This is a genomic window from Actinoplanes sp. NPDC049598 (assembly GCF_040675435.1).
Taxonomy (GTDB): Bacteria; Actinomycetota; Actinomycetes; order Mycobacteriales; family Micromonosporaceae; genus Actinoplanes.
Genome location: NZ_JBFAOX010000009.1, coordinates 301,072 through 327,733, shown reverse-complemented (window position 1 = coordinate 327,733; position 26,662 = coordinate 301,072). Strand labels below are relative to the sequence as shown.

The 26,662-nt window shown below is 70.9% G+C and carries 28 protein-coding genes; 14 read left to right on the top strand and 14 right to left on the bottom strand.

Annotated elements, in window-relative coordinates:
* Positions 1 to 23: 23 nt before the first annotated feature.
* The 7 genes from AB0J66_RS22730 to mca form a co-directional block, all read right to left on the bottom strand.
* Positions 24 to 452, bottom strand: a complete 429-nt coding sequence (locus tag AB0J66_RS22730; RefSeq protein ID WP_364663791.1) for a glutaredoxin domain-containing protein — start codon at positions 450 to 452, stop codon at positions 24 to 26.
* 15 nt (positions 453 to 467) lie between these two features.
* Positions 468 to 965 carry a 5-(carboxyamino)imidazole ribonucleotide mutase gene (purE, locus tag AB0J66_RS22725; RefSeq protein WP_364663788.1) on the bottom strand — a complete coding sequence of 166 codons (498 nt, stop codon included), beginning with the start codon at positions 963 to 965 and terminating at the stop codon, positions 468 to 470.
* Positions 965 to 2,110: a 5-(carboxyamino)imidazole ribonucleotide synthase gene (locus AB0J66_RS22720; RefSeq protein ID WP_364663785.1), complete on the bottom strand. Its 1,146-nt coding sequence runs from the start codon at positions 2,108 to 2,110 to the stop codon at positions 965 to 967. The genes purE and AB0J66_RS22720 overlap by 1 nt, the downstream gene beginning before the upstream one ends.
* A gap of 28 nt (positions 2,111 to 2,138) precedes the next feature.
* The gene (locus tag AB0J66_RS22715) at positions 2,139 to 4,133 is read right to left on the bottom strand and encodes a thioredoxin domain-containing protein (RefSeq protein WP_364663782.1); all 1,995 of its coding nucleotides are present in this window, start codon (positions 4,131 to 4,133) and stop codon (positions 2,139 to 2,141) included.
* A 35-nt stretch (positions 4,134 to 4,168) separates the two neighbouring features.
* Positions 4,169 to 6,700, bottom strand: coding sequence for a GGDEF domain-containing phosphodiesterase (locus AB0J66_RS22710; protein ID WP_364663780.1), 2,532 nt, complete (start codon positions 6,698 to 6,700; stop codon positions 4,169 to 4,171).
* Between the two features lie 249 nt (positions 6,701 to 6,949).
* On the bottom strand, positions 6,950 to 7,303 hold the full coding sequence (locus AB0J66_RS22705; protein ID WP_364663777.1) for a hypothetical protein: 354 nt from the start codon (positions 7,301 to 7,303) through the stop codon (positions 6,950 to 6,952).
* 12 nt (positions 7,304 to 7,315) lie between these two features.
* A complete protein-coding gene (mca, locus tag AB0J66_RS22700) occupies positions 7,316 to 8,197 on the bottom strand; it encodes a mycothiol conjugate amidase Mca (protein WP_364663774.1) in 882 nt (293 codons plus the stop codon).
* A gap of 110 nt (positions 8,198 to 8,307) precedes the next feature.
* Here mca and AB0J66_RS22695 point away from each other — a divergent pair, with 110 nt between their 5' ends.
* Complete coding sequence (locus AB0J66_RS22695) at positions 8,308 to 8,727, top strand: DUF4307 domain-containing protein (protein WP_364663772.1); 420 nt, start codon at positions 8,308 to 8,310, stop codon at positions 8,725 to 8,727.
* 150 nt (positions 8,728 to 8,877) lie between these two features.
* Positions 8,878 to 9,372: a transcription elongation factor GreA gene (gene greA / locus AB0J66_RS22690; RefSeq protein ID WP_364663769.1), complete on the top strand. Its 495-nt coding sequence runs from the start codon at positions 8,878 to 8,880 to the stop codon at positions 9,370 to 9,372.
* Positions 9,373 to 9,408: 36 nt separating this feature from the next.
* Here greA and ilvA read toward each other — a convergent pair whose 3' ends face one another.
* From ilvA to AB0J66_RS22675, 3 genes are read right to left on the bottom strand one after another with little or no spacing between them, the layout of a single operon-like run.
* Complete coding sequence (gene ilvA / locus AB0J66_RS22685; RefSeq protein ID WP_364663766.1) at positions 9,409 to 10,659, bottom strand: threonine ammonia-lyase; 1,251 nt, start codon at positions 10,657 to 10,659, stop codon at positions 9,409 to 9,411.
* Between the two features lie 21 nt (positions 10,660 to 10,680).
* The gene (locus AB0J66_RS22680; RefSeq protein ID WP_364663763.1) at positions 10,681 to 12,039 is read right to left on the bottom strand and encodes an amidase family protein; all 1,359 of its coding nucleotides are present in this window, start codon (positions 12,037 to 12,039) and stop codon (positions 10,681 to 10,683) included.
* Positions 12,040 to 12,053: 14 nt separating this feature from the next.
* A complete protein-coding gene (locus AB0J66_RS22675) occupies positions 12,054 to 13,205 on the bottom strand; it encodes a cystathionine gamma-synthase (protein WP_364663760.1) in 1,152 nt (383 codons plus the stop codon).
* Positions 13,206 to 13,229: 24 nt separating this feature from the next.
* On the opposite strand from AB0J66_RS22675, the gene AB0J66_RS22670 reads away from it, so the two are divergent.
* From AB0J66_RS22670 to AB0J66_RS22655, 4 genes are all read left to right on the top strand, one after another.
* On the top strand, positions 13,230 to 13,643 hold the full coding sequence (locus AB0J66_RS22670; RefSeq protein WP_364663757.1) for an HIT family protein: 414 nt from the start codon (positions 13,230 to 13,232) through the stop codon (positions 13,641 to 13,643).
* A 36-nt stretch (positions 13,644 to 13,679) separates the two neighbouring features.
* Positions 13,680 to 14,339 (top strand): peptide-methionine (S)-S-oxide reductase MsrA, encoded by a 660-nt coding sequence (gene msrA / locus AB0J66_RS22665; RefSeq protein WP_364663754.1) that lies wholly within the window; start codon positions 13,680 to 13,682, stop codon positions 14,337 to 14,339.
* 235 nt (positions 14,340 to 14,574) lie between these two features.
* Entirely contained in the window at positions 14,575 to 14,916 is a 342-nt protein-coding gene (locus tag AB0J66_RS22660; protein ID WP_364663752.1) for a hypothetical protein, read from the top strand.
* Positions 14,917 to 15,000: 84 nt separating this feature from the next.
* Positions 15,001 to 15,324 (top strand): hypothetical protein, encoded by a 324-nt coding sequence (locus AB0J66_RS22655; RefSeq protein ID WP_364663750.1) that lies wholly within the window; start codon positions 15,001 to 15,003, stop codon positions 15,322 to 15,324.
* On the opposite strand, the gene AB0J66_RS22650 is transcribed toward AB0J66_RS22655, so the two are convergent.
* Positions 15,321 to 15,509: a hypothetical protein gene (locus AB0J66_RS22650; protein ID WP_364663747.1), complete on the bottom strand. Its 189-nt coding sequence runs from the start codon at positions 15,507 to 15,509 to the stop codon at positions 15,321 to 15,323. The two genes, AB0J66_RS22655 and AB0J66_RS22650, sit on opposite strands and share 4 nt — an antisense overlap.
* Before the next feature lie 119 nt (positions 15,510 to 15,628).
* Between AB0J66_RS22650 and AB0J66_RS22645 the strand changes: the two genes are divergently transcribed.
* The 4 genes from AB0J66_RS22645 to AB0J66_RS22630 all read left to right on the top strand — a co-directional run bounded on the left by AB0J66_RS22645 (position 15,629) and on the right by AB0J66_RS22630 (position 19,743).
* Positions 15,629 to 16,966 (top strand): CYTH and CHAD domain-containing protein, encoded by a 1,338-nt coding sequence (locus AB0J66_RS22645; protein WP_364663744.1) that lies wholly within the window; start codon positions 15,629 to 15,631, stop codon positions 16,964 to 16,966.
* Between the two features lie 118 nt (positions 16,967 to 17,084).
* Positions 17,085 to 18,041 (top strand): polyphosphate kinase 2, encoded by a 957-nt coding sequence (gene ppk2, locus AB0J66_RS22640; RefSeq protein ID WP_364663742.1) that lies wholly within the window; start codon positions 17,085 to 17,087, stop codon positions 18,039 to 18,041.
* Between the two features lie 281 nt (positions 18,042 to 18,322).
* Entirely contained in the window at positions 18,323 to 19,237 is a 915-nt protein-coding gene (locus AB0J66_RS22635) for a ribonuclease Z (protein ID WP_364663739.1), read from the top strand.
* The gene (locus tag AB0J66_RS22630; protein ID WP_364663736.1) at positions 19,234 to 19,743 is read left to right on the top strand and encodes a GNAT family N-acetyltransferase; all 510 of its coding nucleotides are present in this window, start codon (positions 19,234 to 19,236) and stop codon (positions 19,741 to 19,743) included. The genes AB0J66_RS22635 and AB0J66_RS22630 overlap by 4 nt, the downstream gene beginning before the upstream one ends.
* Before the next feature lie 276 nt (positions 19,744 to 20,019).
* On the opposite strand, the gene AB0J66_RS22625 is transcribed toward AB0J66_RS22630, so the two are convergent.
* On the bottom strand, positions 20,020 to 20,268 hold the full coding sequence (locus tag AB0J66_RS22625) for a hypothetical protein (protein WP_364663733.1): 249 nt from the start codon (positions 20,266 to 20,268) through the stop codon (positions 20,020 to 20,022).
* Between the two features lie 206 nt (positions 20,269 to 20,474).
* Between AB0J66_RS22625 and AB0J66_RS22620 the strand changes: the two genes are divergently transcribed.
* The gene (locus tag AB0J66_RS22620; RefSeq protein WP_364663731.1) at positions 20,475 to 21,419 is read left to right on the top strand and encodes a trypsin-like peptidase domain-containing protein; all 945 of its coding nucleotides are present in this window, start codon (positions 20,475 to 20,477) and stop codon (positions 21,417 to 21,419) included.
* Between the two features lie 175 nt (positions 21,420 to 21,594).
* Here the strand turns inward: AB0J66_RS22620 and AB0J66_RS22615 are convergent, their stop codons facing one another.
* The gene (locus AB0J66_RS22615; protein ID WP_364663729.1) at positions 21,595 to 22,953 is read right to left on the bottom strand and encodes a cystathionine beta-synthase; all 1,359 of its coding nucleotides are present in this window, start codon (positions 22,951 to 22,953) and stop codon (positions 21,595 to 21,597) included.
* 3 nt (positions 22,954 to 22,956) lie between these two features.
* Positions 22,957 to 23,301: a YkvA family protein gene (locus tag AB0J66_RS22610; RefSeq protein ID WP_364663726.1), complete on the bottom strand. Its 345-nt coding sequence runs from the start codon at positions 23,299 to 23,301 to the stop codon at positions 22,957 to 22,959.
* A 119-nt stretch (positions 23,302 to 23,420) separates the two neighbouring features.
* On the opposite strand from AB0J66_RS22610, the gene AB0J66_RS22605 reads away from it, so the two are divergent.
* The 3 genes from AB0J66_RS22605 to AB0J66_RS22595 all read left to right on the top strand — a co-directional run bounded on the left by AB0J66_RS22605 (position 23,421) and on the right by AB0J66_RS22595 (position 26,596).
* On the top strand, positions 23,421 to 24,479 hold the full coding sequence (locus tag AB0J66_RS22605) for an SGNH/GDSL hydrolase family protein (protein ID WP_364663723.1): 1,059 nt from the start codon (positions 23,421 to 23,423) through the stop codon (positions 24,477 to 24,479).
* Between the two features lie 13 nt (positions 24,480 to 24,492).
* Positions 24,493 to 25,284: an SGNH/GDSL hydrolase family protein gene (locus tag AB0J66_RS22600; RefSeq protein ID WP_364663720.1), complete on the top strand. Its 792-nt coding sequence runs from the start codon at positions 24,493 to 24,495 to the stop codon at positions 25,282 to 25,284.
* 67 nt (positions 25,285 to 25,351) lie between these two features.
* Positions 25,352 to 26,596, top strand: a complete 1,245-nt coding sequence (locus AB0J66_RS22595) for an acetyl-CoA C-acetyltransferase (protein ID WP_364663717.1) — start codon at positions 25,352 to 25,354, stop codon at positions 26,594 to 26,596.
* Positions 26,597 to 26,662: the final 66 nt, after the last annotated feature.

Sequence of the window (26,662 nt, the reverse complement as noted above, 5' to 3'; positions counted from 1 at the left end):
CTCCGAAGTTCCGTACTTTTGCCTTAGAGCGTTAGCTGACGCACCCAGCGCGGCGACGGATTGACGAAGGCCTTACCAGAAGCGACGACGGTCGGGACGGTCTCGTTACCGTCCGCGACGGCGCGGACGGAGGCGGCACCGTCGGGGTCCTGCCAGATGTCCACCCAGTGCAACCGGGAGGCGTGACGGCCCAGGGAGACCCGAAGTCGGGCGCAATAGGGGCAACCCGGGCGCCAGTAGACGATGGCGCGACCGTCGCGAGTGCTGGCTTCGCGGGCCGCGGCATCGGAGACGGACTCGGGGAAGCCGCGCGGGGAGAGAACGACGGCGGCGGCCACGAGCAGCACCAGCAGCACTATGGCCTGGAGAACCCGGCCGTCAGTGAGCAGCCCGGCCCCGAGGGCGAGCGCCGCGGCCAGCACGACGATCGATGGAAGCCAACGGCGGAACATGCGGCCGACGGTACCTCAGCCCAGCAGCTGGTCGCGGAGGGCGGCGTCCTTCTGGGCGACCAGCTTCTCCAGACCGGCCTGGAAGTTGGCCATCTTGGTGCGCAGGGCGGGGTCGGCCGCGCCGAGGATGCGGACGGCGAGGAGGCCGGCGTTGCGGGCGCCGCCGATGGAGACCGTGGCCACCGGGACGCCGGCGGGCATCTGGACGATCGAGAGCAGGGAGTCCATGCCGTCGAGGTGCTTGAGCGGCACGGGGACGCCGATGACCGGCAGCGGGGTCAGCGCGGCGACCATGCCGGGCAGGTGGGCCGCTCCGCCGGCGCCGGCGATGATCGCCCGGAGGCCGCGGTCGGCGGCGGACTCGGCGTAGTCGACCATTTTGCGGACGGTGCGGTGGGCCGAGACGACGCCGACCTCGAACGGCACCTCGAACTCGGCCAGGGCCAGCGCCGCCGCCTCCATCGTGGGCCAGTCGGAGTCGCTGCCCATGATGATGCCGACCTGGGGTGCCATTACTTGCCTTCCTGGAGCCAGCGGGCGGCGCGGGCCGCGCGGGCCCGGACCGTGGTCATGTCGTCGCCCAGGACCGTGACGTGACCGATCTTGCGGCCGGGGCGGACCTGCTTGCCGTACAGGTGGACGCGGGCGCCCGGGTCCTCGGCGAACAGGTGGTGCAGGCGCTCGTCGATGGAGATGCCGCCCGGCTCGCCGCCGAGCACGTTGGCCATCACGACGGCGGGGGCGGTCAGCGACGTCTCGCCCATCGGGTAGTCGAGCACGGCCCGCAGGTGCTGCTCGAACTGCGACGTGCGGGCGCCCTCGATCGTCCAGTGGCCGGAGTTGTGCGGGCGCATCGCCAGCTCGTTGACGACGATGCCCTCGTCGGTCTCGAAGAGCTCGACGGCGAGCAGGCCGACCACGCCGAGCTCGTTGGCCAGGTCGATGGCGAGCTGCTGGGCCTTCAGCGCCAGATCCTCGGGCAGGCCGGGGGCCGGGGCCAGCACCTCGACGCAGATGCCGTCCTTCTGCACGGTCTCGACCACGGGGTACGCCGCGACCTGGCCGAACGGGGAGCGCGCGACCAGGGCGGCGAGCTCCCGCTTCAGCCGCACCTTCTCCTCGACGATCAGCGGCGTGCCGGTCTCCACCAACGCGGTGGCGGCAGCGAGATCGTCCAGGATCCAGACGCCGCGGCCGTCATACCCGCCGCGGGTCGCCTTCGCCACGACCGGCTCAGTAAATCCGCCGGAAAATTCGGCAATGTCCGAAACGGTGGCAACCGGCGCCCAGCGCGGAACGGGCGCGCCAAAAGCGGCGAGCCGCGAACGCATCTCGCCCTTGTCCTGAGCGAAGAGGAGAGCACCCGAGCCGGGGAAGACCTTGATCCCCTCGGCCTCCAGCGCCCGGATGTGCTCGTTCGGCACATGCTCATGATCGAAGGTGAGCGCCTCGCAGCCCTTGGCGAACTCGCGCAGCGCGGCCAGATCGGTGTGCGAGCCGATCCGCACGTCGGCGGCGACCAGCGCCGCACTGTCGTCGGGCGACTCACTGAGCACACGCAGTGACTGGCCGAGGGAAATGGCGGCCTGGTGGGTCATCCGGGCCAGTTGGCCACCGCCCACCATGCCGATTACGGGCAGACCGGTTCGGGTATCCATCGCCCGCCAAGCGTAGCGACGCCGCAGCTCAGACTTGCAGGCGGGCAATCAGGTCGGCCGGGGTGGTGACCGGCCTCTCACAAACGAAACCCTTGCACACGTACGCGGTGGGGACGCCGTCCAGAAGCGGCCGGTCCGCCAGCAGCGGGACGCCGGGCCGATCCGGCTCGCCGGCCACCACCACGGCCCCGGCCGGCGCGCTGCGCAGCGCCTCGACGACCAGCGGATCACCCACCGGGTCGGTCGTGGCGACGGCGATCTCGTACGGCCCGGAGAGCGCCGCCTCCGCCGCCGCGGCCGAGTACCCGGCGAAGCGCGGGTGCCCGCCGATCAGCGGCCCGACGGTGGCCAGGGCGGCGTCCGCGGCCTCGCGGTACTCCGGCTCCCCGCTGAGCGCGGCGTAGGAGACCAGCGCGGCCACAACCGACGACACCCCCGACGGGGTCGCGTTGTCCGTCGGGTCGGCCGGCCGGGTGACCAGCCGCTCCGCGTCGTCGGCGGTGTCGTAGAAGCCACCCTGCCCGGTCGCGAACCGGGCCAGCGCCACATCGAGCAGCTCCCCCGCCGCGTCGAGCCACCTGCCGTCCGCGGTCAGCTGATGCACGGCCAGGAATCCCTCGGCCACACACCCGTAATCGTCGAGGACCCCGGCCGGCTCCCCGACCACGCCGTCCCGCGACACCCGCCGCAGCCGCCCGCCGACCACATGCCGCTCGGCCAGCACGGTCGCGATCTCGACCGCCGCCCGGCGCGAATCCTGGTCGCCGGTCAGCGCCGCGTGCTCGGCCAGCGCGGTCACCGCCAGCCCGTTCCAGGAGGCCACGACCTTGTCGTCCCGCGCCGGCTGGGGCCGGGCCTGACGTGCTTCATAAAGCCGGGCCCGTACGCTCCGCCACCGCTCCACCAGCGCCGGATCGGCCGCGTCGATGTCGCGCGCCAGCACGAGCACGCTGCTGCCGTGCTCGAACGTGCCCTCCTCGGTCACATTGAACAGGTCGGCCGCCCAAGGCCCGTCCTCGTCGCCGAGCACCTCGCGGAGCTGGGCGGGCGTCCACGCGTAGGTCAGGCCCTCGACCCCGTCCGTGTCGGCGTCGAGCGCCGAGGCGAGCCCGCCCTCGGGCGTGGCGAGATCGCGCAGCAGGAACGTCGCCGTCTCGTCGGCGATCCGCCGCGCGTAGACATCCCCGGTCAGCCGCCACAGCTGGGTGTACGCCCGCAGGAGCAGCGCGTTGTCGTACAGCATCTTCTCGAAATGCGGCACGGTCCAGGTCGCGTCGACCGCGTAGCGCGCGAAGCCGCCCCCGAGCTGGTCGTAGATGCCGCCGCGCCCCATCCGCTCGGCCGCGTGCCGCACCACCTCGAGGGCCTCGGCCGACCCGGTCCGCTGGTGGTGCCGCAGCAGGAAGAGCATCCCCATGTGGGGCGGGAACTTCGGCGCCCCGCCGAAGCCGCCGTTGATCTCGTCCTGCTCCTTGAGCAGCCCGAGCGCGCCCGCCTCGAGGAGCTCGGCCGAGATCGGCGCCACCGGCCCGCCGACCAGCTGCGCCCCGCCGATGGCCTTGACCACGGAGGCGCCCTGCTCGATCACCTGGTCGCGCTGCTCCCGCCAGGCCGTGGTCACCGAGTTCAGCAGGCGGCCGAAGTTGCTCTTGGGGTAGTACGTGCCGCAGAAGAACGGCTCGCCCTCGGGCGTGGCGAACACGGTCATGGGCCAGCCGCCCTGCCCGGTCATCGCCTGGGTGGCCGTCATGTAGACCGCGTCGACGTCGGGCCGTTCCTCCCGGTCCACCTTGATCGACACGAAGCCGTCGTTGAGCAGCCGGGCGATCTGCTCGTCCTCGAAGGACTCGTGGGCCATCACGTGACACCAGTGGCAGGCCGCGTAGCCGACGGAGATCAGCACCGGCACGTCCCGCCGGCGGGCCTCGGCGAACGCGTCATCCCCCCATTGCCACCAGTCGACCGGGTTGTCCTTGTGCTGGAGCAGGTAGGGCGAGGTCGCACTAGCGAGGCGGTTGGCCATGCCCCCAGCCTCTCACGCGCCCGCGGAACGCGCCCCTAGGACGCGTCGTCGGCGCGGAGGGGGTGGATGTTGGTCGGGGTGGCCTCGTTCAGCTGGGTCAGGGCCTGGACGATGCGGTCGGCCGGCATGGGGCGGCAGAAGTGGTAGCCCTGGGCGGTGGGGCAGCCGAGCGCGATCAGGGCGGCCCGCTGCTCGGTGGTCTCGACGCCCTCGGCCACCACGCGGACGCCGAGGCGGGCGCCGAGCTCGACGGCCCCGCGGACCACGGCGCCGGCGGCCGCGGACTCGATCATGTCGTCGACGAAGGAACGGTCGATCTTGATCTCGTCGACGGGGGCCCGGGTGACTATCGACAGGGAGGAGTAGCCCGTGCCGAAGTCGTCCAGGGAGAGCTGGATGCCGGCGTCGCGGAGCTCGGCCAGGACGTCGTCGACGATGCGTTCCTCGCTGACCGCGACCGACTCGGTGATCTCCAGGACGAGGCGGGAGGCCGGGGCATGGTGGCGGCGCAGCGCTTCGCGGACCTGGGCCGGGAAGCTGGGGTCGAGCAGGCTGCGGGCCGGCACGTTGACCGAGACGGGCACGTCGACGCCGGCCGCCTGCCACATGCCGGCCGCGTCGAGGGCCAGGTCGAGCACGCGGCGGGTGAAGGCCGTGTGCAGCTCGGTGTGCTCGACGGTCGGGATGAACTCGTTCGGCGAGAGCTGCCCGCGGCGCGGGTGCTGCCAGCGGACCAGCGCCTCGACACCGGTCGGGGCGGCGGTGACCAGGTCGACCGCGGGCTGCAGGTGCAGCAGGATCTGGTCGTCGGCGGTCAGCGCGTCCTTCAGCTCGGCCAGCAGGGCCAGGCCGTCGGTGGTGACCGCGTCCTGCGCGGCGTCGAAGGCCGCGACCGTCACCTCCTGCTCCTTCGCCTGCTGCAGGGCGAGCGAGGCCCGGCGCACCAGCTCACCCACCTCGACGCGCCCGGCCGGGGCGACCGCCACGCCGACGGCCACCTCGACGGCGAGCCGGACGCTGGACACCTCCATCGGGCGGCCCAGCTCCTCGACCAGCTCGCGGGCCCGGCGCAGCACGATCGGCAGCGGGACGGGCTGGTCGCGGCGCGGCGCCGACGAGTCGGTCAGGGTCGTCACGTTCGGCACGAGCAGGGCGAACTCGTCGTCGCCGGTGCGCGCGACCAGCTCGCCGTCGCGGGCCGTCTCGGCCAGCCGCTCGGCCACCAGGCGCAGCACCTCGTCGCCGTGCCGGTGGCCGAGGGTGCCGTTGACCTCGCGGAAGTCGTTGATGTCGAGCAGCAGCAGCGCGACGTTGCGGTGGCGGTCGAACGAGCGCAGCAGCTGGTCGCCCTCGCCGAGCAGGGTCGTGCGGTCGAGCAGGCCGGTGAGCCGGTCGTGCCGGGTGTCCCACGCGGCCTGCTTGCTCAGCTCGGCCACCCGCTCCCGGGCCGCCGCGTCGTGCAGCGCCCCGGCCAGGGCGTCGCCGAAGGCGGAGATGGCCGCCTCGTCGCGCGGGACGGGCAGGGTCGGCTCGGAGAGCCAGACGGTCAGCTCACCGACCAGGTCGCCGTCGACCGCCATGGACCGGGTGATCGCCGGGCCGGGCAGCCCGGCCACGGCGTTGTCCTGACCGGGGCCGTCCTCGGCGTAGCGGCGCTCGCCGTCGCGGCCGCGCACCTCGATCTCGACCCGGCGGGCGCCGAAGACGTCGAGCGCGGCCCGCAGTCCGGCCTCGGCCACGTCGGCCTCGGCGCCGCCGGGCAGGGTCGCGGTGGCGGCGGCGAACGCCTCCCACATGCGGCGTTCCTCCTCGGCCCGCAGGTGGAAGCGGTACGTCCGCTGCAGCAGCCACAGGGCGGGCGGGAACGCGAGCAGCCAGAACGGGCCCTTGACCAGCGCGGCCACGGCGGCCAGCCCGACCACGACGTTGCCGACGACCAGGGGGAGCTTCGCGTACGAGGCGCGGAGAAGGATCTGGGTCGCGGTGGCGTCGCGGTGCAGCGCCAGGGTCAGGGTGGCCAGGCCGAACGTCACCACCAGGTAGGTGAGGGCGCCGGCGATCAGACCGGTGACCGTACGGGTGCTCAGCACCGGGGACGGGCCGGCGATCAGGCCGGCCACGGCCGAGGCGCCGGCCGCGCCGAGGGTGAGCGAGGCGGCCAGGTGGACCACCTCGGCCACGTTGCGCAACGACTCCCACCAGGCCAGCAGCGCCCACGCGGCGACCGCGCCGAGCAGGGTGGCGGCGGGCAGCCAGCCGGGTGGGGCCACGATGAAGCCGATGATGAAGGCGGCCTCGCCCCAGGAGACGGAGACGAAACCGCGGCCGAGCCGGAACCGGAGCCGGGCGAGCTGACCGGCCGCCACCAGAACGGCGGCCAGGGCCGCTCCGACGAGCGGCGTGAGGGGCCGATCGGCCGGCCGGTCGATCGGCAGGAGCATCCCGAGGACGGCCAGAATGGCGGCCGCCGCGGCGACGGCAGTGGTCAGAATTCGTACGCCCGGAGAACGCCCGGCCAGGCCGGCGACGTCGATCCAGGAACGGCGGGCCACCGGGGGCGCGGTCATGGCGCACCCCACTTCACCAGCAGCACTGGCGGATGCACGTGCATCTGCAGAGGAGAAATCTGCGGGCGGGGAATGGTCATTTTCGGCGCCCCCTTCCGCGCAGGGATCAGGGGCGGCTAGGCCCCCGGCGGAAGGCTAAATCAATATTCATGAGCACAACAAGGCTTGACTGACGGCCCGTATTACCCATACGTCAGACCAATACGGACCGTGCGGGCGGTCCCGAAGATCGAACCGCCCGCGACGAGGTCAAACGGCGCGGGCGTCGCCGTCCGCAGAACCGCCGTCACGCTCAGTAGTAACGGCTTTGACCTCGCCATCCGCGGGGGGATTGGCGCCCGCCGATCGATCCGCATCGACACGATCCGCTGCCGTTCCGTCCCCGGAACGCTCGAGATCCGCATTCAGCCGCGCGATCTCAGCCTCACGCTGTGTCTGCCTTACGTCAGGAAAACTGTCGGGAAGCCGACGCACGCGCTTGTTCATATTGCGAATCAGCAAAACAGTTGCTATGGACAGCAGCACGATGATGAAGAGACCCATCGGGCCGGCCAGGCCGCCCGAGCGGGTGTCTCCGAAGTTGTTGACGGCAAGAATGCCCATGTGTCGAGAGTACTAGTGCGTCTCGACGCGCTCGCGAACCCCCGCGAACAGATCCGACTCGGGCACCGGGCTGTCCACCAGTGAGCGGGCCAGCTCGAAGTCCTCGGTCGGCCACACCTTCTGCTGGAGCTCGAGCGGGATCTTGAACCAGAAGCCGTCCGGGTCGACCTGGGTCGCGTGCGCCCGCAGCGCCTCGTCACGGATTTCGAAGTACTCGCCCACCTCGACCCGAGTGGTGATCTTGTCGCCGCGGTCCTCGCGGTCGGCGCTCTTCTCGAGCCACTCCGTGTACGGCGACTCCAGGCCGGCCGCGATCATGCCCTCGTGCAGGGCGAGCATGCGGGCCCGGGTCCAGCCGGAATTGTAGTAGAGCTTCAGCGGCTGCCAGGGCTCGCCGAGCTCCGGGTACTTCTCCGGGTCGCCGGCGGCGTCGAAGGCCACCACCGAGATCTTGTGGCACATGATGTGGTCGGGGTGCGGGTAGCCGCCGTTCTCGTCGTACGTCGTCATGACGTGCGGCCGGAACTCACGGATCAGCTTGATCAGCGGGACGGCGGCGGTCTCCGGGTCCTGCAGGCCGAAGCAGCCCTCGGGCAGCGGCGGCAGCGGGTCGCCCTCGGGCAGGCCCGAGTCGACGAAACCGAGCCACGCCTGCTCGACGCCGAGGATCTCGCGGGCGCGGTCCATCTCGGCCCGGCGGATGTTGGTGATGTCGGCCTGCACCTCGGGCCGGTCCATCTTCGGGTTGAGCACGCTCCCGCGCTCGCCACCCGTACACGTCGCGACCAGCACCTGGACGCCCTCGGCGACGTATTTCGCCATGGTCGCCGCACCCTTGCTGGACTCGTCGTCGGGGTGCGCGTGCACCGCCATGAGACGCAACTGCTCAGCCACTGAAATCTCCTCGGACCTGACCCGCGTCGGACGGGCCGGTGTCGGCTGCCAGAATGAACATTGCCATTCTGGCTGATCCCGCCGACAACGAACGCACGAGAGGTCGTCAGGTGAGCGAGACGCGCACCACAGCCCCGGTCTTCCCGCCGGGCCGATACGGACGGCGCCGCTCCGGCCGCCGCCGGCCGGTGCTGCCGCTCGTCGTCCTCATCGTCGTCATCGGGGTCTCGCTGGCCGTCTCGCTCAAGCTCTACCAGCGCTTCGGCCAGACGAACTACGACGCCCAGATCGTCGGGTGGTCGGAGCCGACCGACAAAGAGATGGTCATCCAGTTCCGGGTGCGCGTCCCGGCCGGCGAGTCGGCCAGCTGCGTCCTGCGGGCCCGGGACTACGACGGTTTCGAGGTCGGCCGCCGCACAGTCGTGGTCAGACCGGCCGCCGGGCAGACGTCCGTCGAGGCCAAGGAGACGGTGGCCACCACCGCCCGGGGCTCGGTGGGCGACATCCTGGGGTGTGAACCCGCGGCCTGATCGGCCGAAAATCCCGCAATTCTGGCCCCGTGCGTACCGCTGGTAAGCTTAGTGATTCGCTCCGTCGAGGTCCGCCGGGACATCCGCCGCGGCGAGCGAGTTGATCTTTTTCTGTTCCCGCCCTGCCCGTTCCACCCGAGGAGATCGACCGTGTCCAGTTCAGAGGCGCCCAAGACTTGGCTTTCTCAGGACGCTTACGACCGGCTGCAGGCCGAGCTTGACGAGATGATCGCCGCCCGCCCCGAGGTCGCGGCCGAGATCAACGCGCGCCGTGAGGAGGGTGACCTCCGCGAGAACGGCGGCTACCACGCCGCCCGCGAGGAGCAGAGCCGTCAGGAAGGCCGGATCCTCTATCTAAAGGAGTTCCTGCGCAACGCCGAGGTCGGCGAGGCCCCCGCGAACGACAAGGTGGGCCCGGGCTCGGTCGTCACGATCTATTTCGACGACGACCAGAGCGACACCGAGACGTTCCTGCTGGGCTCGCGGGAGATCTCCTCGACCACCGACCTGACCGTCTACAGCCCGGAGTCGGCGCTCGGCAAGGCGATCCTCGGCTCGGGCGAGGGCCAGACCGTCACCTACACGGCCCCCAGCGGCGCCGACATCAAGGTCACGGTGGTCAAGTTCGGCCCGTTCGAGGGCTGACGAGACTTTGCGGGGCCCGCGAGGGCCCCGCACGAACTACGGCGTCGCGTCGGCCAGCAGCGACACCCGGTAACCGGAGTCGCGCAGCGTGCCGATCAGCGCGTCCGAGTGGTCCGGCCCGCGCGTCTCCACCGACAGAGCGACCTCGACCTGGCCGAAGCCGAGCCGCGGGCTCTGCCGCGAGTGGCCGACCTCGACCACGTTGGCCCGCAGGTCGGCGATGCGGCCCAGCAGCCGGGCCAGCTCCCCCGGCCGGTCGTCGCAGCGCACCGCGAGACGCAGGAAACGCCCGGCCGAGGCCAGCCCGTGCTCGATCACCCGCAGCAGCAGCATCGGGTCGATGTTGCCGCCGGAGAGCACGGCCACCACCGGCCCGTCCGCCGGCGGCACGTAAGCGCCGGTCAGCAGGGCCGCGAAGGCCGCTCCCCCGGCCGGCTCGACCACCATCTTGTGCCGCTCGAGCAGCACCAGCAACGCCGCCGACAGATCCTCGTCGGTGACCGTGACGACCTCGTCCACCAGCTTGCTGACGTGCGCGAAGTTCAGGTCGCCGGGCCGCAGCACGCAGATGCCGTCGGCGATCGTGACGCCCTGGGCCAGCTTCTGCGGCGACCCGGCGGCGAGCGAGGGCGGGTACGCGGCGGCGCCGGCCGCCTGCACGCCGACCACCCGGATGTCCGGCCGCAGCGCCTTGGCCGCGACCGCGATGCCCGAGATCAGCCCGCCACCGCCGACCGCCGTGATGATCGTGGCCGCGGCCGGGAGCTGGTCGAGGATCTCCAGGCCGACGGTGCCCTGACCGGCGATGACGTCCGGATGGTCGAACGGGTGGATCAGCACCGCGCCCGTCTTCTCGGCGAACTCCTGGGCCGCCACGAGCGAGTCGTCGACGCTCGTGCCCGCGTACTCGATGGCCGCGCCGTACCCCCGGGTCGCCGTGACCTTGGGCAGCGGCGCCCCCTCGGGCATGAAGACCGTGGACCGGGCGCCGAGCAGCTCGGCCGCCAGCGCCACCCCCTGCGCGTGGTTGCCGGCGCTGGCCGCGACCACCCCGCGGGACCGCTCGGCCTCGGAGAGCCGGCTGATCCGGGTGTACGCGCCGCGCACCTTGTACGAGCCCGCCCGCTGCTGGTTCTCGCACTTCAGCCAGGCGTCGACGCCGGTGATCTCGGTCAGCGGGCGGGAGTCGATCAGCGGGGTGGTCTTGACCACGCCGGTCAGCAGCCGCCGCGCCGCCTCGATGTCGGAGAGCGTCAGCAGATCGAGCGGCAGGGGGGCACCAGTCATGACCTGAATCGTGCCACTGACCTATCCGAAGGCGTGACGCCTCCAGGGGTTCATCACTTCGAACTGGCCGGCCACCGCCAGCAGCAGCGGCTCCGAGTCGGGCGGCCCGACCAGTTGCACCCCGACCGGCAGGCCGTCGGGACGGACGCCCATCGGGACGACGATGGCCGGCAGGCCGGCGACATTCCACGGCGCGGCGTACGGGGCGTAGCGCATGCTCGCGCTCATGTTCGCCCGCCAGGACCCGCCCGCGTGCCCGTCGGCCAACGGCGGCGCGGTGGCCAGGGCGGGAGTGAGCAGCAGGTCGATCGAGCGGTCGGCGAAGAAGCCGATCGACCGCTCGCGGAACGCGTCGCGCTGCTTCTGGCGGACCAGGCCGCTGCGCATGGCCCACTTGCCGAGCCGGATGTGCTGGCGGGTCCGCGGCTGCAGCTGCGCGAGGTCGTAGTCCCGCGACTCGACGTAGGCCGAGGCGAACCAGGTGGCCAGCGTGCCAACGCCGAGCGACTGGGGATAGGCCGGATGGGCTGTCAAGGTGTCATGGCCGGCCTGCACGAGCAGCTTGGACGCGGTCGTCACGGCCTCCGCGTTGGGCTCGTCGAGACGGATGCCGGCCACCGGTGAGCGGGTGGAGACACCGATGCGCAACCGGGACGGCTCGACCAGCTTGATCGGGTCACGGCCGGCCAGCACCGAGAAGCCGACCACCGAGTCGGCCACCGTCGTGGTCAGCACGCCGTTCTCGACCAGGCCGAACCAGTTGTCCCGGCCCAGCTCGGCCGGGACGACGCCGCGGCCCGGCTTGAGGCCGACCAGACCGCAGCACGCGGCCGGGATGCGGATCGAGCCGAGCCCGTCGTTGCCGTGCGCGATCGGGACCAGGCCCGCGGCCACCGCGGCGGCCGACCCGCCCGACGAGCCACCGGGCGTACGGTCCAGGTCCCACGGGTTGCGCGTGGCCACCTCGGCGTCGTCGGTGACGGCCCACAGGCCCATCTCCGGCATCCGGGTCACGCCCACCACCACGGCCCCGGCGCCGCGAAGCCGGCGTACGACCTCGTGATCTTCCTCGGCGACAGCCGAGCGCACCGCCGCCGAGCCGGACCAGACCGGCAGCCCGGCCACCGCGGTGTTCTCCTTGACCGCGACCGGCACGCCGGCCAGCGGGAGATTGGCCAGGTCCTCCTGGTCGTCGACCTTCTCGGCCTCGGTGATGGCCTCACCGCCGCGCACCACCCGGAACGCGTCGAGCGACGGGTCGGTGATCGCGATCTGCTCGAGGTGGTCGGCCACGACCTGGGTGGCGGTCACGTCGCCGCGCCGCACCGCCCGGGCGATCTGCTTCGCGGTGGCGCCGACCCAGGTCGTCCCGTCCGTCATCTTTTCTCCGTAAATCAGCCCAATGCCTGCTCCAGGTCGGCAAGCAGATCGTCAACGGTCTCGATGCCGACAGACAGTCGCACGAGATCGGCGGGGACTTCAAGCGCGGAGCCCGCAGCGGACAGGTGTGTCATCTGACCCGGGTGCTCGATCAGCGACTCGACCCCGCCCAGTGACTCGGCGAGCACGAAGAGCTTCGTTTTGTTGCAGATCGCGATCGCCTGCTCCATGCCGCCGGCCGCGCGGAACGACACCATGCCGCCGAAGCGCTGCATCTGCTTCGCCGCGACCTCGTGACCGGGGTGATTCTCCAGCCCCGGGTAGAGGACGCTCGCCACGGCGCGATGCTCCCGGAGGTAACCGACGATGCGCTCGGCGTTGTCGCAGTGCCGCTCCATGCGTACACCCAAGGTCTTGATCCCCCGCAGCGTCAGCCACGCGTCGAAGGGACCGTTCACCCCACCCATGGCGTTCTGGTTGAAGGCGAGCTGGTCGCCGAGGTCGTCGGTCGCCGTGATCAGCGCGCCGCCGACCACATCGGAGTGACCGCCGAGATACTTGGTCGTCGAGTGCACCACGACATCCGCGCCCAGCCCGAGCGGCTGCTGCAGATAGGGCGAGGCGAAGGTGTTGTCGACGACCAGCAGCGCGTCGTACTCGTGGGCGAGACCGGCCAGGGCGGCGATGTCGGCCACGTTGAGCAGCGGATTCGTCGGCGTCTCGGCCCAGATCACCTTGGTGTGGCCAGGCCGGAACGCGGCCCGTACCGCGTCGAGGTCCTCCAGCGGCACCGCCGTCCAGTCCAGACCCCAGTTCTCCAGGACCTTCGAGAAGAGACGGAAGGTCCCGCCGTACGCGTCGTCGGGGATCACCACGTGGTCGCCCGGCCGGCACACCGTACGCAGCAGCGTGTCCTCGGCCGACAGGCCGCTCGCGAACGCCAGCCCGCGCCGGCCGCCCTCGATCGCCGCCAGGCACTCCTGGAGCGCGTCACGGGTCGGGTTGCTCGACCGGCTGTACTCGTAGCCGAGCCGCGGGGCGCCGACGGCATCCTGGGCGTACGTGCTCGTCTGGTAGATCGGAGGCACCACCGCGCCGGTCCGTGGATCCGGCTCCTGGCCGGCGTGGATGGCGAGGGTGTCGAACCCGTAGTCGTTAGCCGTCATGCTGGGCAAGGCTAGTCTCAGCTGGTGGCCGACTGTGTGTTCTGTGGCATCGTGGCGGGGACGGTGCCCGCTTTCAAGGTGGTCGACTCCCCCGACGGTGTCGGTTTCCTGGACACCCGCCCGGTTTTCAAGGGCCACGTGCTTCTCGTTCCTCGCACCCATGTCGTGACGCTGCCCGAGCTGCCTTCTTCGCTTTTGCCAGGGTTTTTCGGACTTGTGAAGCAGGTGGCGGCGGCGGTGCCGCCGGCGCTGGGGGCGCAGGGGACATTTGTGGCGAACAACAACGTGGTGTCGCAGTCGGTGGCACACCTCCACTTCCACGTCGTGCCGCGCACCAAGGGCGACGGGCTGCGCGGCTTCTTCTGGCCCCGGCACCGCTACGACAGCGATGAGGAGGCCACGTCGTACGCCGCGCTGATCGCGAAACAACTGGGGTGACCCCGGTGTTGTAGACACCGGATGAAGGGAGTGACCGTGTTCCTACGGTTCCGCAAGCCCGAGATGGTGACCCCCGACCAGGCCCTGCCGGGCCGCCCCCTCGAGATGCCGGTAGCTTCCGAGCACGTCGTGCTGGGCACCCCGCTGCAGGGACCATGGCCGGAGGGTCTCGAGATCGCCGTCTTCGGAATGGGCTGCTTCTGGGGCGCCGAGCGCATCTTCTGGCGGCTGCCCGGCGTCTACTCGACCTCGGTCGGCTACGCCGGCGGGTTCACCCGGAACCCCACGTACGAAGAGGTCTGCTCCGGCTCCACCGGCCACGCCGAGGTCGTCCAGGTCGTCTACGACCCCAGCCAGATCCAGTACGAGGACCTGCTGAAGGCCTTCTGGGAGAACCACGACCCGACCCAGGGCATGCGCCAGGGCAACGACGTCGGCACCCAGTACCGCTCGACCATCTACACCACCACCGACGACCAGGCGCGGATCGCCCAGGCCTCCCGGGACGCCTTCCAGCCCATCGTCACCGCCGCCCGCCACGGCCAGATCACGACCGAGATCCGCCCCCTCGGCGGCTACTTCTACGCCGAGGACTACCACCAGCAGTACCTGTCGGACGCGAAGAACCCGTACGGCTATTGCAACCACGGCCCCAACGGCATGACCTGCCCGGTGGGCGTGGCCCGCACCAACTGACGATCTATCGACCTGGGCTCGCGCTCGCTTAGGCGAGGGCGGGCTCAGTTCGTTTCTGCCTTGCCATCCGCCGGCGGTCGACCCGCCACTTCGTGCATGGCGTGAGGTGTGTGCGGAGACCGGCGCCGGGGCTGAGCGCCAACGCTCTGCCTTCTGGCGAAGCCAGTTGGCGATGTCAGCAGCAACCTCGCTGGCCAGCCGGTACATGTGGGGCTTGAGGTAGTCGCAAGCCTTCGTGACGTTCGACCGTCGGAAGAAGTCGTTCATCTTCCTGGCCGAGAGCGCCTTCCGGCTGAACATCGCTGTACCGCTGGTAGCCCTCCTCGCGCCGGCGGCCTGGCGATCATCTCTACCGATCGGCCTGCGGGTCGCACTGACCGGTCTTGCATTCGGCTACGGAGCGATCCTGGTTTCGCAGGCGGTGATGCGGGCCGTCCAATCCAGGGACGTGATCGCGCAGGCGCTCGTGGTCGGGATCCTGGAATCGAAGGCCCTGCCGCGTCTCGGCAAATCGAAAGATCATGGAGTTGGCGTCGGCGGTCAGGGGTCCGCTGCCGGTGTGACATCGGGTCCTTGATTCATGCGTCAGGGTGGAAAAGATCGACATGTCCCGACATGATCCGCACACTGGGGCCAGGAGCGGAACGTCGGGAGGTGGGTCATGCCGTCCTTCTTCGTTGACGAGGAGCGTCATGCCTGGGATCTTGCCGAGTCGCTGGCCGAGCAGGCGCGGGCGATGATGCGGGAGGCCGAGGCGGCGCTCGAGACCTGGAAGACGGGCAAGGAGATGAACCGGCTGCGGTGTGCCCGCAAGGGCATCAGCGAGTCGGATGCGGAGATCCGCTGGTCGGCGTCGGCCAACGCCAAGAACGCGCTGACCAACAACAGCTTCCATGTCGGGCTGGCGACGATGTATTACAGCGCGGCCTCCGCCGCCTATTCGCGTGCCCTTTACCTGCGCACCGTGCGCACGGCCGGGGTCTAGGAGTCTTCCTTGGCGGGTTTCGAAGGCTGATCGATCGACGTCGACGTGGCCGGTGCGGCCGAGGGGGACGAGGACGACGACGGGGCGGCCGAGGCCGGGCCGGTGAGGGCGAGGCCGAGGACGGCCCCGGCCCCGATCAGGCCGAGGCCGGCCAGGGACACCGGGCGGCGGTCGGGCTTCTCCACGCTGGTACCTCCTACGAGAAGTAGGCCACCACGATGCCCGACCAAGCTGAGATCCGGCTGTGCACAACCTGCCAATCAGTTCTCTGTGTCGAGCGGGGGAAGTCGGGCACCATGAACACATGGAGATCGCCAGCGAAACGGAACTCAAATACGACGTGCCCGACGGCTTCTCGTTGCCGGACTTCGCCGGCGAATCGGGTGTTTTTCGTGTCGATGGGGCGGAGACGCACGACCTCGACGCCACCTACTTCGACACCGACGAGCTGACCTTGTTGCGCCACCGGCGGACGCTGCGCCGCCGGAGCGGGGGCGCCGACGCGGGCTGGCATCTGAAGACGCCCGGTGAGGGTTTCAGCCGCAAGGAGCACCGCCTGCCGCTCAACGGCCAGCCGGACATCGTGCCCAGCGAGCTGGCGGGCCTGGTCCGGTCGATCATCCGGCGGCGGGAGCTCAAGCCGATCGCCCGCCTGCGCACGCATCGGGTCGAGACGCCGCTCAAGAAGGCCGACGGCACCACGCTCGCCCTGATCGCGCAGGATCAGGTGATCGCCGAGCGGGACGGCCGGGAGCAGCGCTGGCAGGAGGTCGAGGTCGAGCTGGTCGACGGCACCCCGAAGCTGCTGGCCAGGATCGGCCGGGCGCTCGAGGCGGCCGGCGCGCGCCCAGCCGCGGGCCCCTCCAAGGTCGCCCGGGCCCTCGGCAACCCCGAACCGGGCAAGCCGTCCAAAACCCCCAAGGACCCCGTGCTGGCGTACGTCCGTGAGCAGCGTGACGCCATCACCGGGTTCGACCCGGGCGTACGCCAGGGTGAGGCCGAGGCGGTGCACAAGATGCGCGTCGGCACGCGGCGGCTGCGCAGCACCCTGAAGACGTTCAAGCGCAGCTTCGGCGACGCCCAGGAGATCGGCGACGAGCTCAAGTGGCTGGCCGACCTGCTGGGCGAGGTGCGCGACGGCCAGGTCCAGGAGCAGAAGCTGCTGGCCGAGATCGAGGACGGCCCGCAGTTCGCGCCGGTCGCCGCCCGCATCCGCGAGCATCTGGACGCGCAGGTCGAGCGGGGCCGGGCCGCCCTGGCCGAGGCCTTGGAGAGCGAGCGCTACCTGGCCCTGCTCGACCGCATCGACCGCCTGGCCGAGCAGCAGACCACCGAGAAGGATCCGCTCAAGCGGGCCGCCAAGAGCCTGACCAAGGCCGACGCGCTGCTCGACCAGGCCCTGGCCGACGGCATCGACCACGAGCTGCACGACGCCCGCAAGGCCTACAAGCGGGCCCGTTACGCGGTCGAGGTCTTCGCCCCGCGGGCCGGCAAGCCGGGCAAGCAGCTGGTCGACGCCCTGACCGAGCTGCAGGACGTGCTCGGCGCCCACCAGGACTCGGTGGTCGCCCGCGAGCTGCTGCAGGAGATCGGCGGCAGCGGCGAGGAGGCTTTCTGGTTCGGCGTGCTCTACGGGCGTTAGGAGCAGGTCGGCGTCGAGACCCACGCGCAGCTGCCGCCCGTGGTGGAGTCCTCGCGGAAGAAGAACCTTAGGAAATGGATCGGCTGATGTTCACTTTCGCTGGGTAAGTATGACGGTCATGCAGGCGGAGGCGGAGTTCGAAGAGGTCCAGGAGCAGTACAGCGAGCCGTACGACGGTTCCATCGCCGAGCTCGACGGCTATCGGGTGGCCGACGACGATGACGACGACCCGGTGCTGCTCAACGCGGACGGCAGCCCGGTCGACACCTGGCGCGAGGACTATCCGTACGACGAACGGATGTCCCGGCAGGAGTACGACCATCAGAAGCGGCTGCTCCAGATCGAGCTGCTGAAACTGCAGAACTGGTGCAAGTCGACCGGTGAGCGTCTGGTGGTCCTCTTCGAGGGCCGGGACGCCGCCGGCAAGGGCGGCACGATCAAGCGCTTCATGGAGCACCTGAACCCGCGTGGCGCGTCGGTGGTGGCGCTGGAGAAGCCGAACGAGCGCGAGAGCACCTCGTGGTACTACCAGCGCTACATCGCCCACCTGCCGGCCGCGGGCGAGATCGTGCTGTTCGACCGGTCCTGGTACAACCGGGCCGGCGTGGAGCGGGTCATGGGCTTCTGCACCCGGGCCGAGTACCTCGAGTTCATGCGGCAGACCCCCGAGCTGGAGCGGATGCTCGTGCGCTCCGGCATCCACCTGGTCAAGTTCTGGTTCTCGGTGACCCAGCAGGAGCAGCGGACCCGTTTCGCCATCCGTCAGGTCGACCCGGTACGGCAGTGGAAGCTCTCGCCGAACGACCTGGCCTCGCTCGACAAGTGGGGCGACTACACGGAGGCCAAGGAGGCGATGTTCTTCTACACCGACACCGCCGACGCGCCGTGGACCGTGGTGAAGAGCAACGACAAGAAGCGGGCCCGGCTCGAGGCGATGCGGCACGTGCTCAACCGGTTCGACTACGAGAACAAGGACCCCGAGGTCGTCGGGACCCCGGATCCGCTGATCGTCGGCCCGGCCTCGCTCGCGGTGGAAGGCACCGAAATGTCCCCGCGGGTATTCCCTCGTCTGTAGTGATTCAAAAAGCATTGGCGAAGGGCCCCTCGGGTGGATAACGTGGCCGTACACGTGAAGGGAGGTGGTCCGAAGTTGTATAGCAACGGGACTCGTGAGGTGGCTGTCCGCTAGCCGCTGTCCTCGACAGCTTCGTTCGAAGTAATACGTCGGGACCGTGTGGCAGCGGTTCGGCGAATACCAGACAGCCACCCGACCCCTGGGGATCCGGCCTAGTCCGACCGGACCACGCACTCGTGCGTGGAAGTCCCCAGGGGTCGCTTCATTTCGGGGGACGTCTCATGCGCGAGCTGGTCATTCTGGGCAGCGCGAGCCAGGTGCCGACCCGGCATCGCAACCACAACGGCTACCTGCTGCGCTGGGACGACGAGGTGTTCCTCTTCGACCCGGGCGAGGGCACCCAGCGCCAGATGCTCTTCGCCGGCCTCCCGGTCACCCCCATCCGGCACATCTGCATCACCCACTTCCACGGCGACCACAGCCTCGGCCTGCCCGGCATCCTGCAGCGCATCTCGCTCGACAAGGTGCCGCATCCGGTGACCGTGCACTACCCCGGCGCCGGCCAGGAGTTCTACGACCGGCTGCGGCACGCCACGAGCTACTGGGACAACGCCGACATCGTCGCCGCGCCGATCGAGGGCGCGAGCTTCTCGGCCGAGACCCCGGCGGGGCGCCTCACCGCGCTGCCGCTCTGGCATTCACTGCCGACGTACGGGTACCGGTGGGACGAGCCCGATGCCCGGCGGATGGTGCCCGAGCTGCTGGCCGCGCACGGCATCACCGGGCCGGCCGTCGGCGAGCTGCAGCGCGCGGGCCGCCTCGGCGACGTGACCCTGGAGCAGGTCAGCGTCGAGCGCCCGGGTCAGAGCTTCGCCTTCATCATGGACACCGGCCTCACCGACAACGTCTACAAGCTGGCCGAGGGCGTCGACCTGCTCGTCATCGAGTCGACCTTCCTGACCGAGGACGCGGAGATGGCAGCCATTGTCGGTCATCTGACGGCCGCTCAGGCGGCGTCGGTGGCGCGTGAGTCGGGCGTACGGAAACTGGTGCTGACCCACTTCTCGCAGCGCTACGCCGACGCCGGGCGCTTCCTCGAGGAGGCGGGGCCCGAGTTCCCCGGTGAGATCGTGATCGCGGAGGACCTCATGCGCGTCCCGGTGCCCGCGCGCCGCCCCGCTACCGTCGAGCGATGAGCCTGTCCCTCCGTACGGCCAAGGAAGTTGACCTTTATGCGGTGGGCGCCGTGCACCAGCGCTCCCGGGTCGCCGCTTATGCGCACCTCCTCGACCCGGAGGTGCTGGGCGCGCGGTCCGAAGAGGGCTTCGGCGAGTGGTGGGCCGAGCGCTACAAGTGGGAGCGCGACACGCACGAGATGACGGTCGCCGTGGTGGACGGCGAGATCGTCGGGTTCACTTACGCCGGGCCCAGCGAGACCCCAGGGGCTTCCGAGCTGTACGCGATCCATGTGGCGCCCGAACTGGTCGGCACCGGCGTGGGCCGCGAGCTGATGGTCAACGCGCTCGAGCAGCTGCGCGGGCTGGGTGAGGAGCGGGCCGTGCTCTGGGTGCTCGAGGGCAACGACGTGGCGCGCCGCTTCTACGAGCGCGGCGGCTGGAAGCCGGACGGCGCCGACCGCGTCGAGCCGATCAACGGGGTGCCGGTGCGGCAGTTGCGCTACTCATTCGATCTTGCACGGTGATGGTTGGGCGGGAGCGCGCGACCGAGATGGAACGGGGGAACCTGTGGTCACGCGCTCCCGCCAACCGCCCCGCCCGAACCGGGGGTCGCGCCTGGCCGGAGGCGCTGGACCGGCGGAGGCGTGCCGGTCCTGGCCAGTTCAAGGGCGGGTCCTGATGCGGGAGGACGCCGCGCTGGCGGGGCGCAGCGAACTCACCGCCGGGAGGGACGTCACCGGGCTGTCAAGCCGTGGCCTGCCGGGGGAGGTCAAGCGGACGGCGACGTCCAAAGTCTTTGTTCAGTTGAAGTAGCCGCGGTTCTGCGGGCGCTTGTGCTGCATCGCCGGCAACCCGCGAATGCTGTTCAGGTCGTGGCGTACGGTCCACGCTTCCCGCCAGGGCCGCCGGGAGGCCGCCTCGGCCCGCTCGGCCAGCCGGCGCGGAGCACACGGCCAGCGCCATCCACACCAGACACAGTTGCCGTCGTGACCCGCCTCGGTGTGGCGCCCGAGCATGCTCTGGGCGTCCCGCCAGAGAAGTCGGTCCACAATGTCGGTTGGCACCGGCCGGTCGGCGATGACCATTCCCCACCCCCGCCGTTCGTCATGCGACTGTCACGACCCATACAACCGCCCAGCGCCATCCTCCGGTCGGACTTTCTGTGCGACTGTGGCGACTATGCGTGACTGGCACGTTCGCCGTGGGCTTATCCCCCGCGGGCATCGACCCCGCTCACACCGATGTTGAGCCCGTCATGGATACCGAACACACGGGTGTCGAATCTGGGGCGCTCGATGCCTACAGCCGTGTGGTGACCGGGGTCGCCGCCAAGCTCCTGCCCTCCGTGGCCGCTCTGTCGGTCCGTACCGCCCGCGGCGCCGGCGCCGGCTCGGCGGTCACCTTCACCGATGACGGTTTTCTCCTGACAAATGCGCACGTAGTCGCGGGCGCCAACGGTGGTACGGCCACCTTCGCCGACGGCACCGAGACGAAATTCGACGTGGTCGGGTCCGACGCGCTCTCCGACCTGGCCGTGGTGCGGGTGCACAACTCGGGCGCGCCGGCCGCCCCGCTCGGCAACGCCGACACCCTGCAGATCGGCCAGCTCGTGGTGGCCGTCGGCAACCCGATGGGTCTCGCCGGCTCGGTGACCGCCGGCGTGGTGTCCGGGCTCGGCCGCTCCCTGCCGGCCCGCGACGGCCGCCGCGTACGGATCATCGACAGCGTCATCCAGACCGACGCCGCCCTCAACCCCGGCAACTCGGGCGGGGCCCTGGCCGACTCCACCGGCACGGTCGTCGGCATCAACACGGCGGTCGCCGGCTACGGCCTCGGCCTGGCCGTCCCGATCAACGCCACCACCCGCTCGATCATCGGCGAGCTCGTCGCCTCCGGCCGGGTCCGCCGAGCCTGGCTCGGCGTCGCGGGCGTACCCACCCCGCTGCCCCCGCAGCTGGCCGCCCGCATCGACCAGAAACTGGGCCTGCGCGTGGTCGAGGTCGTCCCCGGCAGCCCCGCCGGCCAGGCCGGCATCTACCTGGGCGACATCCTGCTCACCGCCGGCGGCAAACCGGTGCAGACCGTCCAGGAGCTCCAGCAGCTCATGCTGGGCCCCGCCATCGGCCAGCAGCTCCCCATGACCTTGCTCCGCAAGAACGCCCTGGTCGACGTGGTCACGGTGCCCGCCGAACTCGACTGACAGCCGGCACGGAGTTCGGGATTTCGGTCTACCCCGGCGCTCCGTGCCGGTTCAGCGTGCCGGCCCGGCTAATTGAAGCCGGCAGCAGATGGCGCGAAGTCTGTACAGATTTTCCCGGAACCGGGCCAGGGCGGGCCCGCCGGGCTCGATCAGCGCGGCGGGCTCGGTCGCTGGGTCAGGACAGGTGGGCCAGGAGGTCCTGGCGGGTCAGGACGCCGGCGGGCTTGCCGTCGATCAGGACCATCGCCGCGTCGGCCTTCTCGAGCAGGGCGACGGCCTCGCTGACGGGCTGGCCGCCGCCGATCATGGGGAGGAGGTCGCCCATGTGGCGCTCGATCGTGTCGTGCAGGTGGGCCTGGCCGGTGAACAGCGCGTCCAGCAGGGCCTTCTCGGCTATCGAGCCGGCCACCTCGCCGGTGACGACCGGGGGCTCGGCCTTGAGGACCGGGAGCTGGGAGACGCCGTACTCCCGCATGTAGTCGATGGCGTCGCGGACGGTCTCGGTCGGGTGGACGTGGATCAGGGGTGGCATGGTGCCGCCCTTGCTCTCCAGGGCGTCGGCCACGGTGGGCTGGCCCTCGACCGTACGCAGGAAGCCGTAGCGGGCCATCCAGTCGTCGTTGAAGATCTTGGACAGGTAGCCGCGGCCGCCGTCGGGCAGGAGCACCACGATCACGTCGTCGGGGCCGGCCTTGCGGGCCACCTCGAGCGCGGCCACCACGGCCATGCCGCAGGAGCCGCCGACGAGCAGCCCTTCCTCGCGGGCGAGGCGGCGGGTCATCTCGAAGGAGTCGGAGTCGGAGACCTCGATGATGCCGTCGGCCAGCGAGCGGTCGTACGTGGTGGGCCAGAAGTCCTCGCCCACGCCCTCGACGAGGTAGGGACGGCCGGTGCCGCCGGAGTAGACGGAGCCCTCCGGGTCGGCCCCGATGACCTTCACCGGGCCCTGTTCCTTGAGGTAGCGGCCGACGCCGGTGATCGTGCCGCCGGTGCCCACGCCGGCCACGAAGTGGGTGATCCGGCCGTCGGTCTGCTTCCACAGCTCGGGGCCGGTCTGCTCGTAGTGCGAGCGCGGGTTGGCCTGGTTGCTGTACTGGTCGGGTTTCCAGGCGCCGGGGATCTCGCGGGACAGGCGGTCGGAGACGTTGTAGTACGACCTCGGGTCCTCGGGGGCGACCGCGGTCGGGCAGACGACGACCTCGGCGCCGTACGCCTTCAGGACGTTCCGCTTGTCCTCGCTGACCTTGTCGGGGCAGACGAAGACGCATTTGTAGCCGCGCCGCTGCGCGACGAGGGCCAGGCCGACCCCGGTGTTGCCGCTGGTCGGCTCGACGATGGTGCCACCGGGCTTGAGGAGGCCGGCCTCCTCCGCGTCGAGCACCATCCGCAGGGCGATCCGGTCCTTGACCGAACCGCCCGGGTTGAAGTACTCGACCTTGGCCAGCACCGTGGCGGCGATGCCCTCGGTGACCTTGTTCAGCTTGACCAGGGGGGTGTCCCCGATGATGTCGACGACGTTGTCGTAGTAGCGCACGCCCTAGACTACGACGATCCGATCCCGCTGCCTCTCCCACTCCAGGAAGCGCTCGGTCTCGGCGAGCACCGCCCCGGCCAGCCAGGCGATCATGACGGCGTCGTCGGCCAGGCCGAGCACCAGTAGGAAGGCCTCGGGGACGACGTCGATCGGCGACACGACGTAGACGGTGGCGGCGGTCATCAGGGCCAGCCGCATGCCGCCGTCGTACTTGCCGCTCGCGGTGGCCTTGAGCATGCGCGGGATGGCCGCGACCCGCTTGCTCAGCGACGGGCCGCCCCGGGCGCCGGACACGAGTGCCTTGGTCAGCGCGCTGAACGCCGCCGCACGTTTCAGTGTTTTCGCCATGATGTTCCCCTCTCCGCTACTCCAGCATGACTTGGGCGCGCCATGATTACCTCTCGCCGTCGCGCGTTAGCCTCGTAATTCCCTACTGGCGTTGTTTTGACCCGCGAGCGAGGGAGCCCGTGACCACCATCCAGATCACCGCGGACGACTGGCGCCGGATCAAGCTGGCCGGGCGGGTGCTCGGCGGCGTGACGGGTGCGCTGGCCGGGCTGACCGCCGTGTCGGCCGGGCTGCTGCTGCGGCAGGCCGCGGACGCGCGGCGTGTGATTCCCATGGCCGAGGCGCCCCCGCCACGGGGCGACGGCGTGTACGGGGCGAAATTCGGCGGCAAGCCGCTGACCATGGTCGTCCTGGGCGACTCGTCGGCCGCCGGGTACGGCGTGCACCGTCCGCGCGAGACACCCGGGGCGCTGCTGGCCACCGGCGTGTCGCGGCGGCTGCACCGGCCCGTCCGGCTGCACCGGCTGGCCGTGGTCGGCTCCATGTCGTCCGGCCTGCCGTACCAGGTGGACGCCGCCCTGGAGCACGAGCCCGACGTGGCCGTGATCCTGATCGGCGCGAACGACGTCACCCACTACTCGGACCGGGCCGGCGCTGTGCGCCATCTGGGCGAGGCGGTGCGCCGGTTGCGCGCCACCGGGTGCAAGGTCGTGGTCGGCACCTGCCCCGACATCGGCGCGATCCAGCCCATCAAGCCGCCTTTGCGCTGGCTGGCCCGCAAGTGGAGCCGTGATCTGGCCGCCGCTCAGACGGTCGCCGTGGTCGAGGCCGGCGGGCGCACGGTGTCGCTGGGCAACCTGCTGGGCCCGATGTTCATCGCCGATCCGGTCCGGATGTTCAGCTCCGACCGTTTCCACCCGTCCGCCGAGGGGTACGCCCGGGCCGCGGCCGTGGTGATGCCGACGTTGATGGCTTCGCTGGGCGAGGACGACCGCACCCGGCCGGTGGCCACCGAGGGCGTCCACAGCCTGGAGGAGGCCGCGCACGAGGCGGTGCGGGCGGCGGGCACCGAGGTGAGCGCGCACGGCCGCTGGGCGGTGCTGCGGCGCCACCCGTGGTTCGGCGAGCCGCGGCACTGGTTCGGCCATCGGCCGGCCCCGGCCGACGGTGGGACTACGACGGTTCCGAGCGGCCGCTCAGCGTCGAGCGCCGTAGGGTGGACCCCAGAGGATCAATAGGCAGGGAGGCGACATGGCGGGGCTCAACGCACGGATCGGCAAGGCCACGGCCACCGGTCTGCTCGCCGGCGCCGTGGGTGGCGCCGCCCTGTTGGTGGGCGAGATCCTCGCCGCCAAGGCCCGGCGGTACGCGAAGCCGACCATGGGCCTGGCCCTGCGCACGTCGATGGGCCGGGTCTCGGCCCCGCCGCTGCGCCTGGTGCTGCTGGGTGACTCGGCGGCGATCGGGGTGGGCGTGGAGTGGCTCTCCGAGACGGTCGGTGGCCAGCTGGCCCGGCTGCTGGCCGAGGGCACGGCCGAGACCGGCGAGCGGCACGTGCTGCTCTCCAGCGTCGGCGTGGCCGGCTCGCGCTCGGCCGACCTGGGCACGCAGGTGGCCCGGGCCTTACTGGGTGACCGGCCCGACGTGGCGGTGGTGCTGATCGGCGCCCACGACGCGACGAGCCTGCGCAGCCCCGAGGAGTCGGCGGCCCAGCTCGGCACGGCGGTGCGGCGACTGCGGGACGCGGGCGTCCGGGTCGTCGTGGGCACCTGCCCCGACCTGGGCGCGCTGCGGGCCATCGCTCCCCCGCTGCGGCAGGTGGCCGGCGTGATGGGCCGCCGCATGGCGAAAGCGCAGGCCAAGGCGGTCACAGCGGCCGGCGGCGCGGTGGTCGACCTGGCCGAGGAGACAGGCGCGGTGTTCCGGGCCGACGCCGGCACGCTGTGCTACGACGGCTTCCATCCCTCGGCCGACGGTTACCGGGTCTGGGCGCACGCCCTCTACCCGGCGGTCGTGAAGGCCGCCCTCTCCTCCGTTCAGTAAGCGCATATGACGGCTGTGTGACGAAGTTGTGCTTCCGGCTAAGTTACCCGCGAGTTAAATTGACTCCATGCCGGAAGCTGTCATCGTCGCCACCGCCCGATCCCCCATCGGCCGCGCCGCCAAGGGATCGCTGAGGGATCTGCGTCCCGACGACCTTGCCACCACCATCATCGACGCGGCCCTGAGCAAGGTGCCGCAGCTCGACCGGACACTGATCGAGGACCTCTACCTCGGCTGCGGGCTTCCCGGGGGCGAGCAGGGCTTCAACATGGCCCGCGTGGTCGCCACCCAACTCGGCCTCGACGGCCTGCCGGGCGCCACCGTCACGCGTTACTGCTCGTCCTCGCTGCAGACCACCCGGATGGCGTTCCACGCCATCAAGGCCGGCGAGGGCGACATCTTCCTCTCGGCCGGGGTCGAGACCGTCTCCCGGTACGCCCGGGGCAGCTCCGACGGGTTGCCGTCCGAGGCCCAGGCGCTGGTCGGCGGTGGCTGGGAGAACGCGAAGTTCGACGAGGCCCGGGCTCGCACCCAGGCCCTCGCCGAGGGCGGCCGGACGTGGCACGACCCGCGCGAGGACGGGAAGCTCCCGGACATCTACATCCAGATGGGCCAGACCGCGGAGAACCTCGCCCAGATCAAGGGCATCAGCCGCGAGGAGATGGACGAGTTCGGCGTCCGCAGCCAGAACCTGGCCGAGAAGGCGATCGCCGACGGTTTCTGGGAGCGCGAGATCACCCCGGTCACGCTGCCCGACGGCACGGTCGTGGCGACCGACGACGGCCCCCGCCCCGGCGTCACGCTGGAGGGTGTCTCCCAGCTCAAGCCGGTCTTCCGGCCCGACGGCCGGGTCACCGCGGCCAACTGCTGCCCGCTCAACGACGGCGCCGCGGCCGTGGTCGTCATGAGCGACACCAAGGCCCGCGAGCTGGGCATCACGCCGCTGGCCCGGATCGTCTCGACCGGCGTCACCGCGCTCAGCCCCGAGATCATGGGCCTCGGCCCGGTCGAGGCGTCCCGGCAGGCCCTGAAGCGGGCCGGCATGACCATCGGCGACGTCGACCTGGTCGAGATCAACGAGGCCTTCGCGGCCCAGGTCATCCCCTCGTACCAGGACCTGGGCATCCCGATCGAGAAGCTGAACGTGAACGGCGGCGCCATCGCGGTGGGCCACCCGTTCGGCATGACCGGCGCCCGCCTCACCGGCACCCTGCTCAACTCGCTGGACTGGCACGACAAGAGCATCGGCCTGGAGACGATGTGCGTCGGCGGCGGCCAGGGCATGGCCCTCGTCCTGGAGCGGCTCAGCTAAGGCCTGTTTCACCCCGGATTTCCGCCGGGTCCGGCCTGCCACGAGCGGCCGGGCTCGGCGGTCGGC

What these genes read in the sequence shown, in the direction of transcription:
- AB0J66_RS22715 (WP_364663782.1), bottom strand. Translation starts at nt 4,133, where the DNA reads ATGGCCAACCGCCTCGCTAGTGCGACCTCGCCCTACCTGCTCCAGCAC.
- ilvA (WP_364663766.1), bottom strand. Translation starts at nt 10,659, where the DNA reads ATGACTGGTGCCCCCCTGCCGCTCGATCTGCTGACGCTCTCCGACATC.
- AB0J66_RS22620 (WP_364663731.1), top strand. Translation starts at nt 20,475, where the DNA reads ATGGATACCGAACACACGGGTGTCGAATCTGGGGCGCTCGATGCCTAC.
- AB0J66_RS22645 (WP_364663744.1), top strand. Translation starts at nt 15,629, where the DNA reads ATGGAGATCGCCAGCGAAACGGAACTCAAATACGACGTGCCCGACGGC.
- AB0J66_RS22720 (WP_364663785.1), bottom strand. Translation starts at nt 2,110, where the DNA reads ATGGATACCCGAACCGGTCTGCCCGTAATCGGCATGGTGGGCGGTGGC.
- AB0J66_RS22595 (WP_364663717.1), top strand. Translation starts at nt 25,352, where the DNA reads ATGCCGGAAGCTGTCATCGTCGCCACCGCCCGATCCCCCATCGGCCGC.
- purE (WP_364663788.1), bottom strand. Translation starts at nt 965, where the DNA reads ATGGCACCCCAGGTCGGCATCATCATGGGCAGCGACTCCGACTGGCCC.
- AB0J66_RS22655 (WP_364663750.1), top strand. Translation starts at nt 15,001, where the DNA reads ATGCCGTCCTTCTTCGTTGACGAGGAGCGTCATGCCTGGGATCTTGCC.
- AB0J66_RS22635 (WP_364663739.1), top strand. Translation starts at nt 18,323, where the DNA reads ATGCGCGAGCTGGTCATTCTGGGCAGCGCGAGCCAGGTGCCGACCCGG.
- AB0J66_RS22675 (WP_364663760.1), bottom strand. Translation starts at nt 13,205, where the DNA reads ATGACGGCTAACGACTACGGGTTCGACACCCTCGCCATCCACGCCGGC.
- AB0J66_RS22600 (WP_364663720.1), top strand. Translation starts at nt 24,493, where the DNA reads ATGGCGGGGCTCAACGCACGGATCGGCAAGGCCACGGCCACCGGTCTG.
- ppk2 (WP_364663742.1), top strand. Translation starts at nt 17,085, where the DNA reads ATGCAGGCGGAGGCGGAGTTCGAAGAGGTCCAGGAGCAGTACAGCGAG.
- AB0J66_RS22630 (WP_364663736.1), top strand. Translation starts at nt 19,234, where the DNA reads ATGAGCCTGTCCCTCCGTACGGCCAAGGAAGTTGACCTTTATGCGGTG.
- AB0J66_RS22680 (WP_364663763.1), bottom strand. Translation starts at nt 12,039, where the DNA reads ATGACGGACGGGACGACCTGGGTCGGCGCCACCGCGAAGCAGATCGCC.
- AB0J66_RS22610 (WP_364663726.1), bottom strand. Translation starts at nt 23,301, where the DNA reads ATGGCGAAAACACTGAAACGTGCGGCGGCGTTCAGCGCGCTGACCAAG.
- AB0J66_RS22730 (WP_364663791.1), bottom strand. Translation starts at nt 452, where the DNA reads ATGTTCCGCCGTTGGCTTCCATCGATCGTCGTGCTGGCCGCGGCGCTC.
- AB0J66_RS22710 (WP_364663780.1), bottom strand. Translation starts at nt 6,700, where the DNA reads ATGACCGCGCCCCCGGTGGCCCGCCGTTCCTGGATCGACGTCGCCGGC.
- AB0J66_RS22705 (WP_364663777.1), bottom strand. Translation starts at nt 7,303, where the DNA reads ATGGGCATTCTTGCCGTCAACAACTTCGGAGACACCCGCTCGGGCGGC.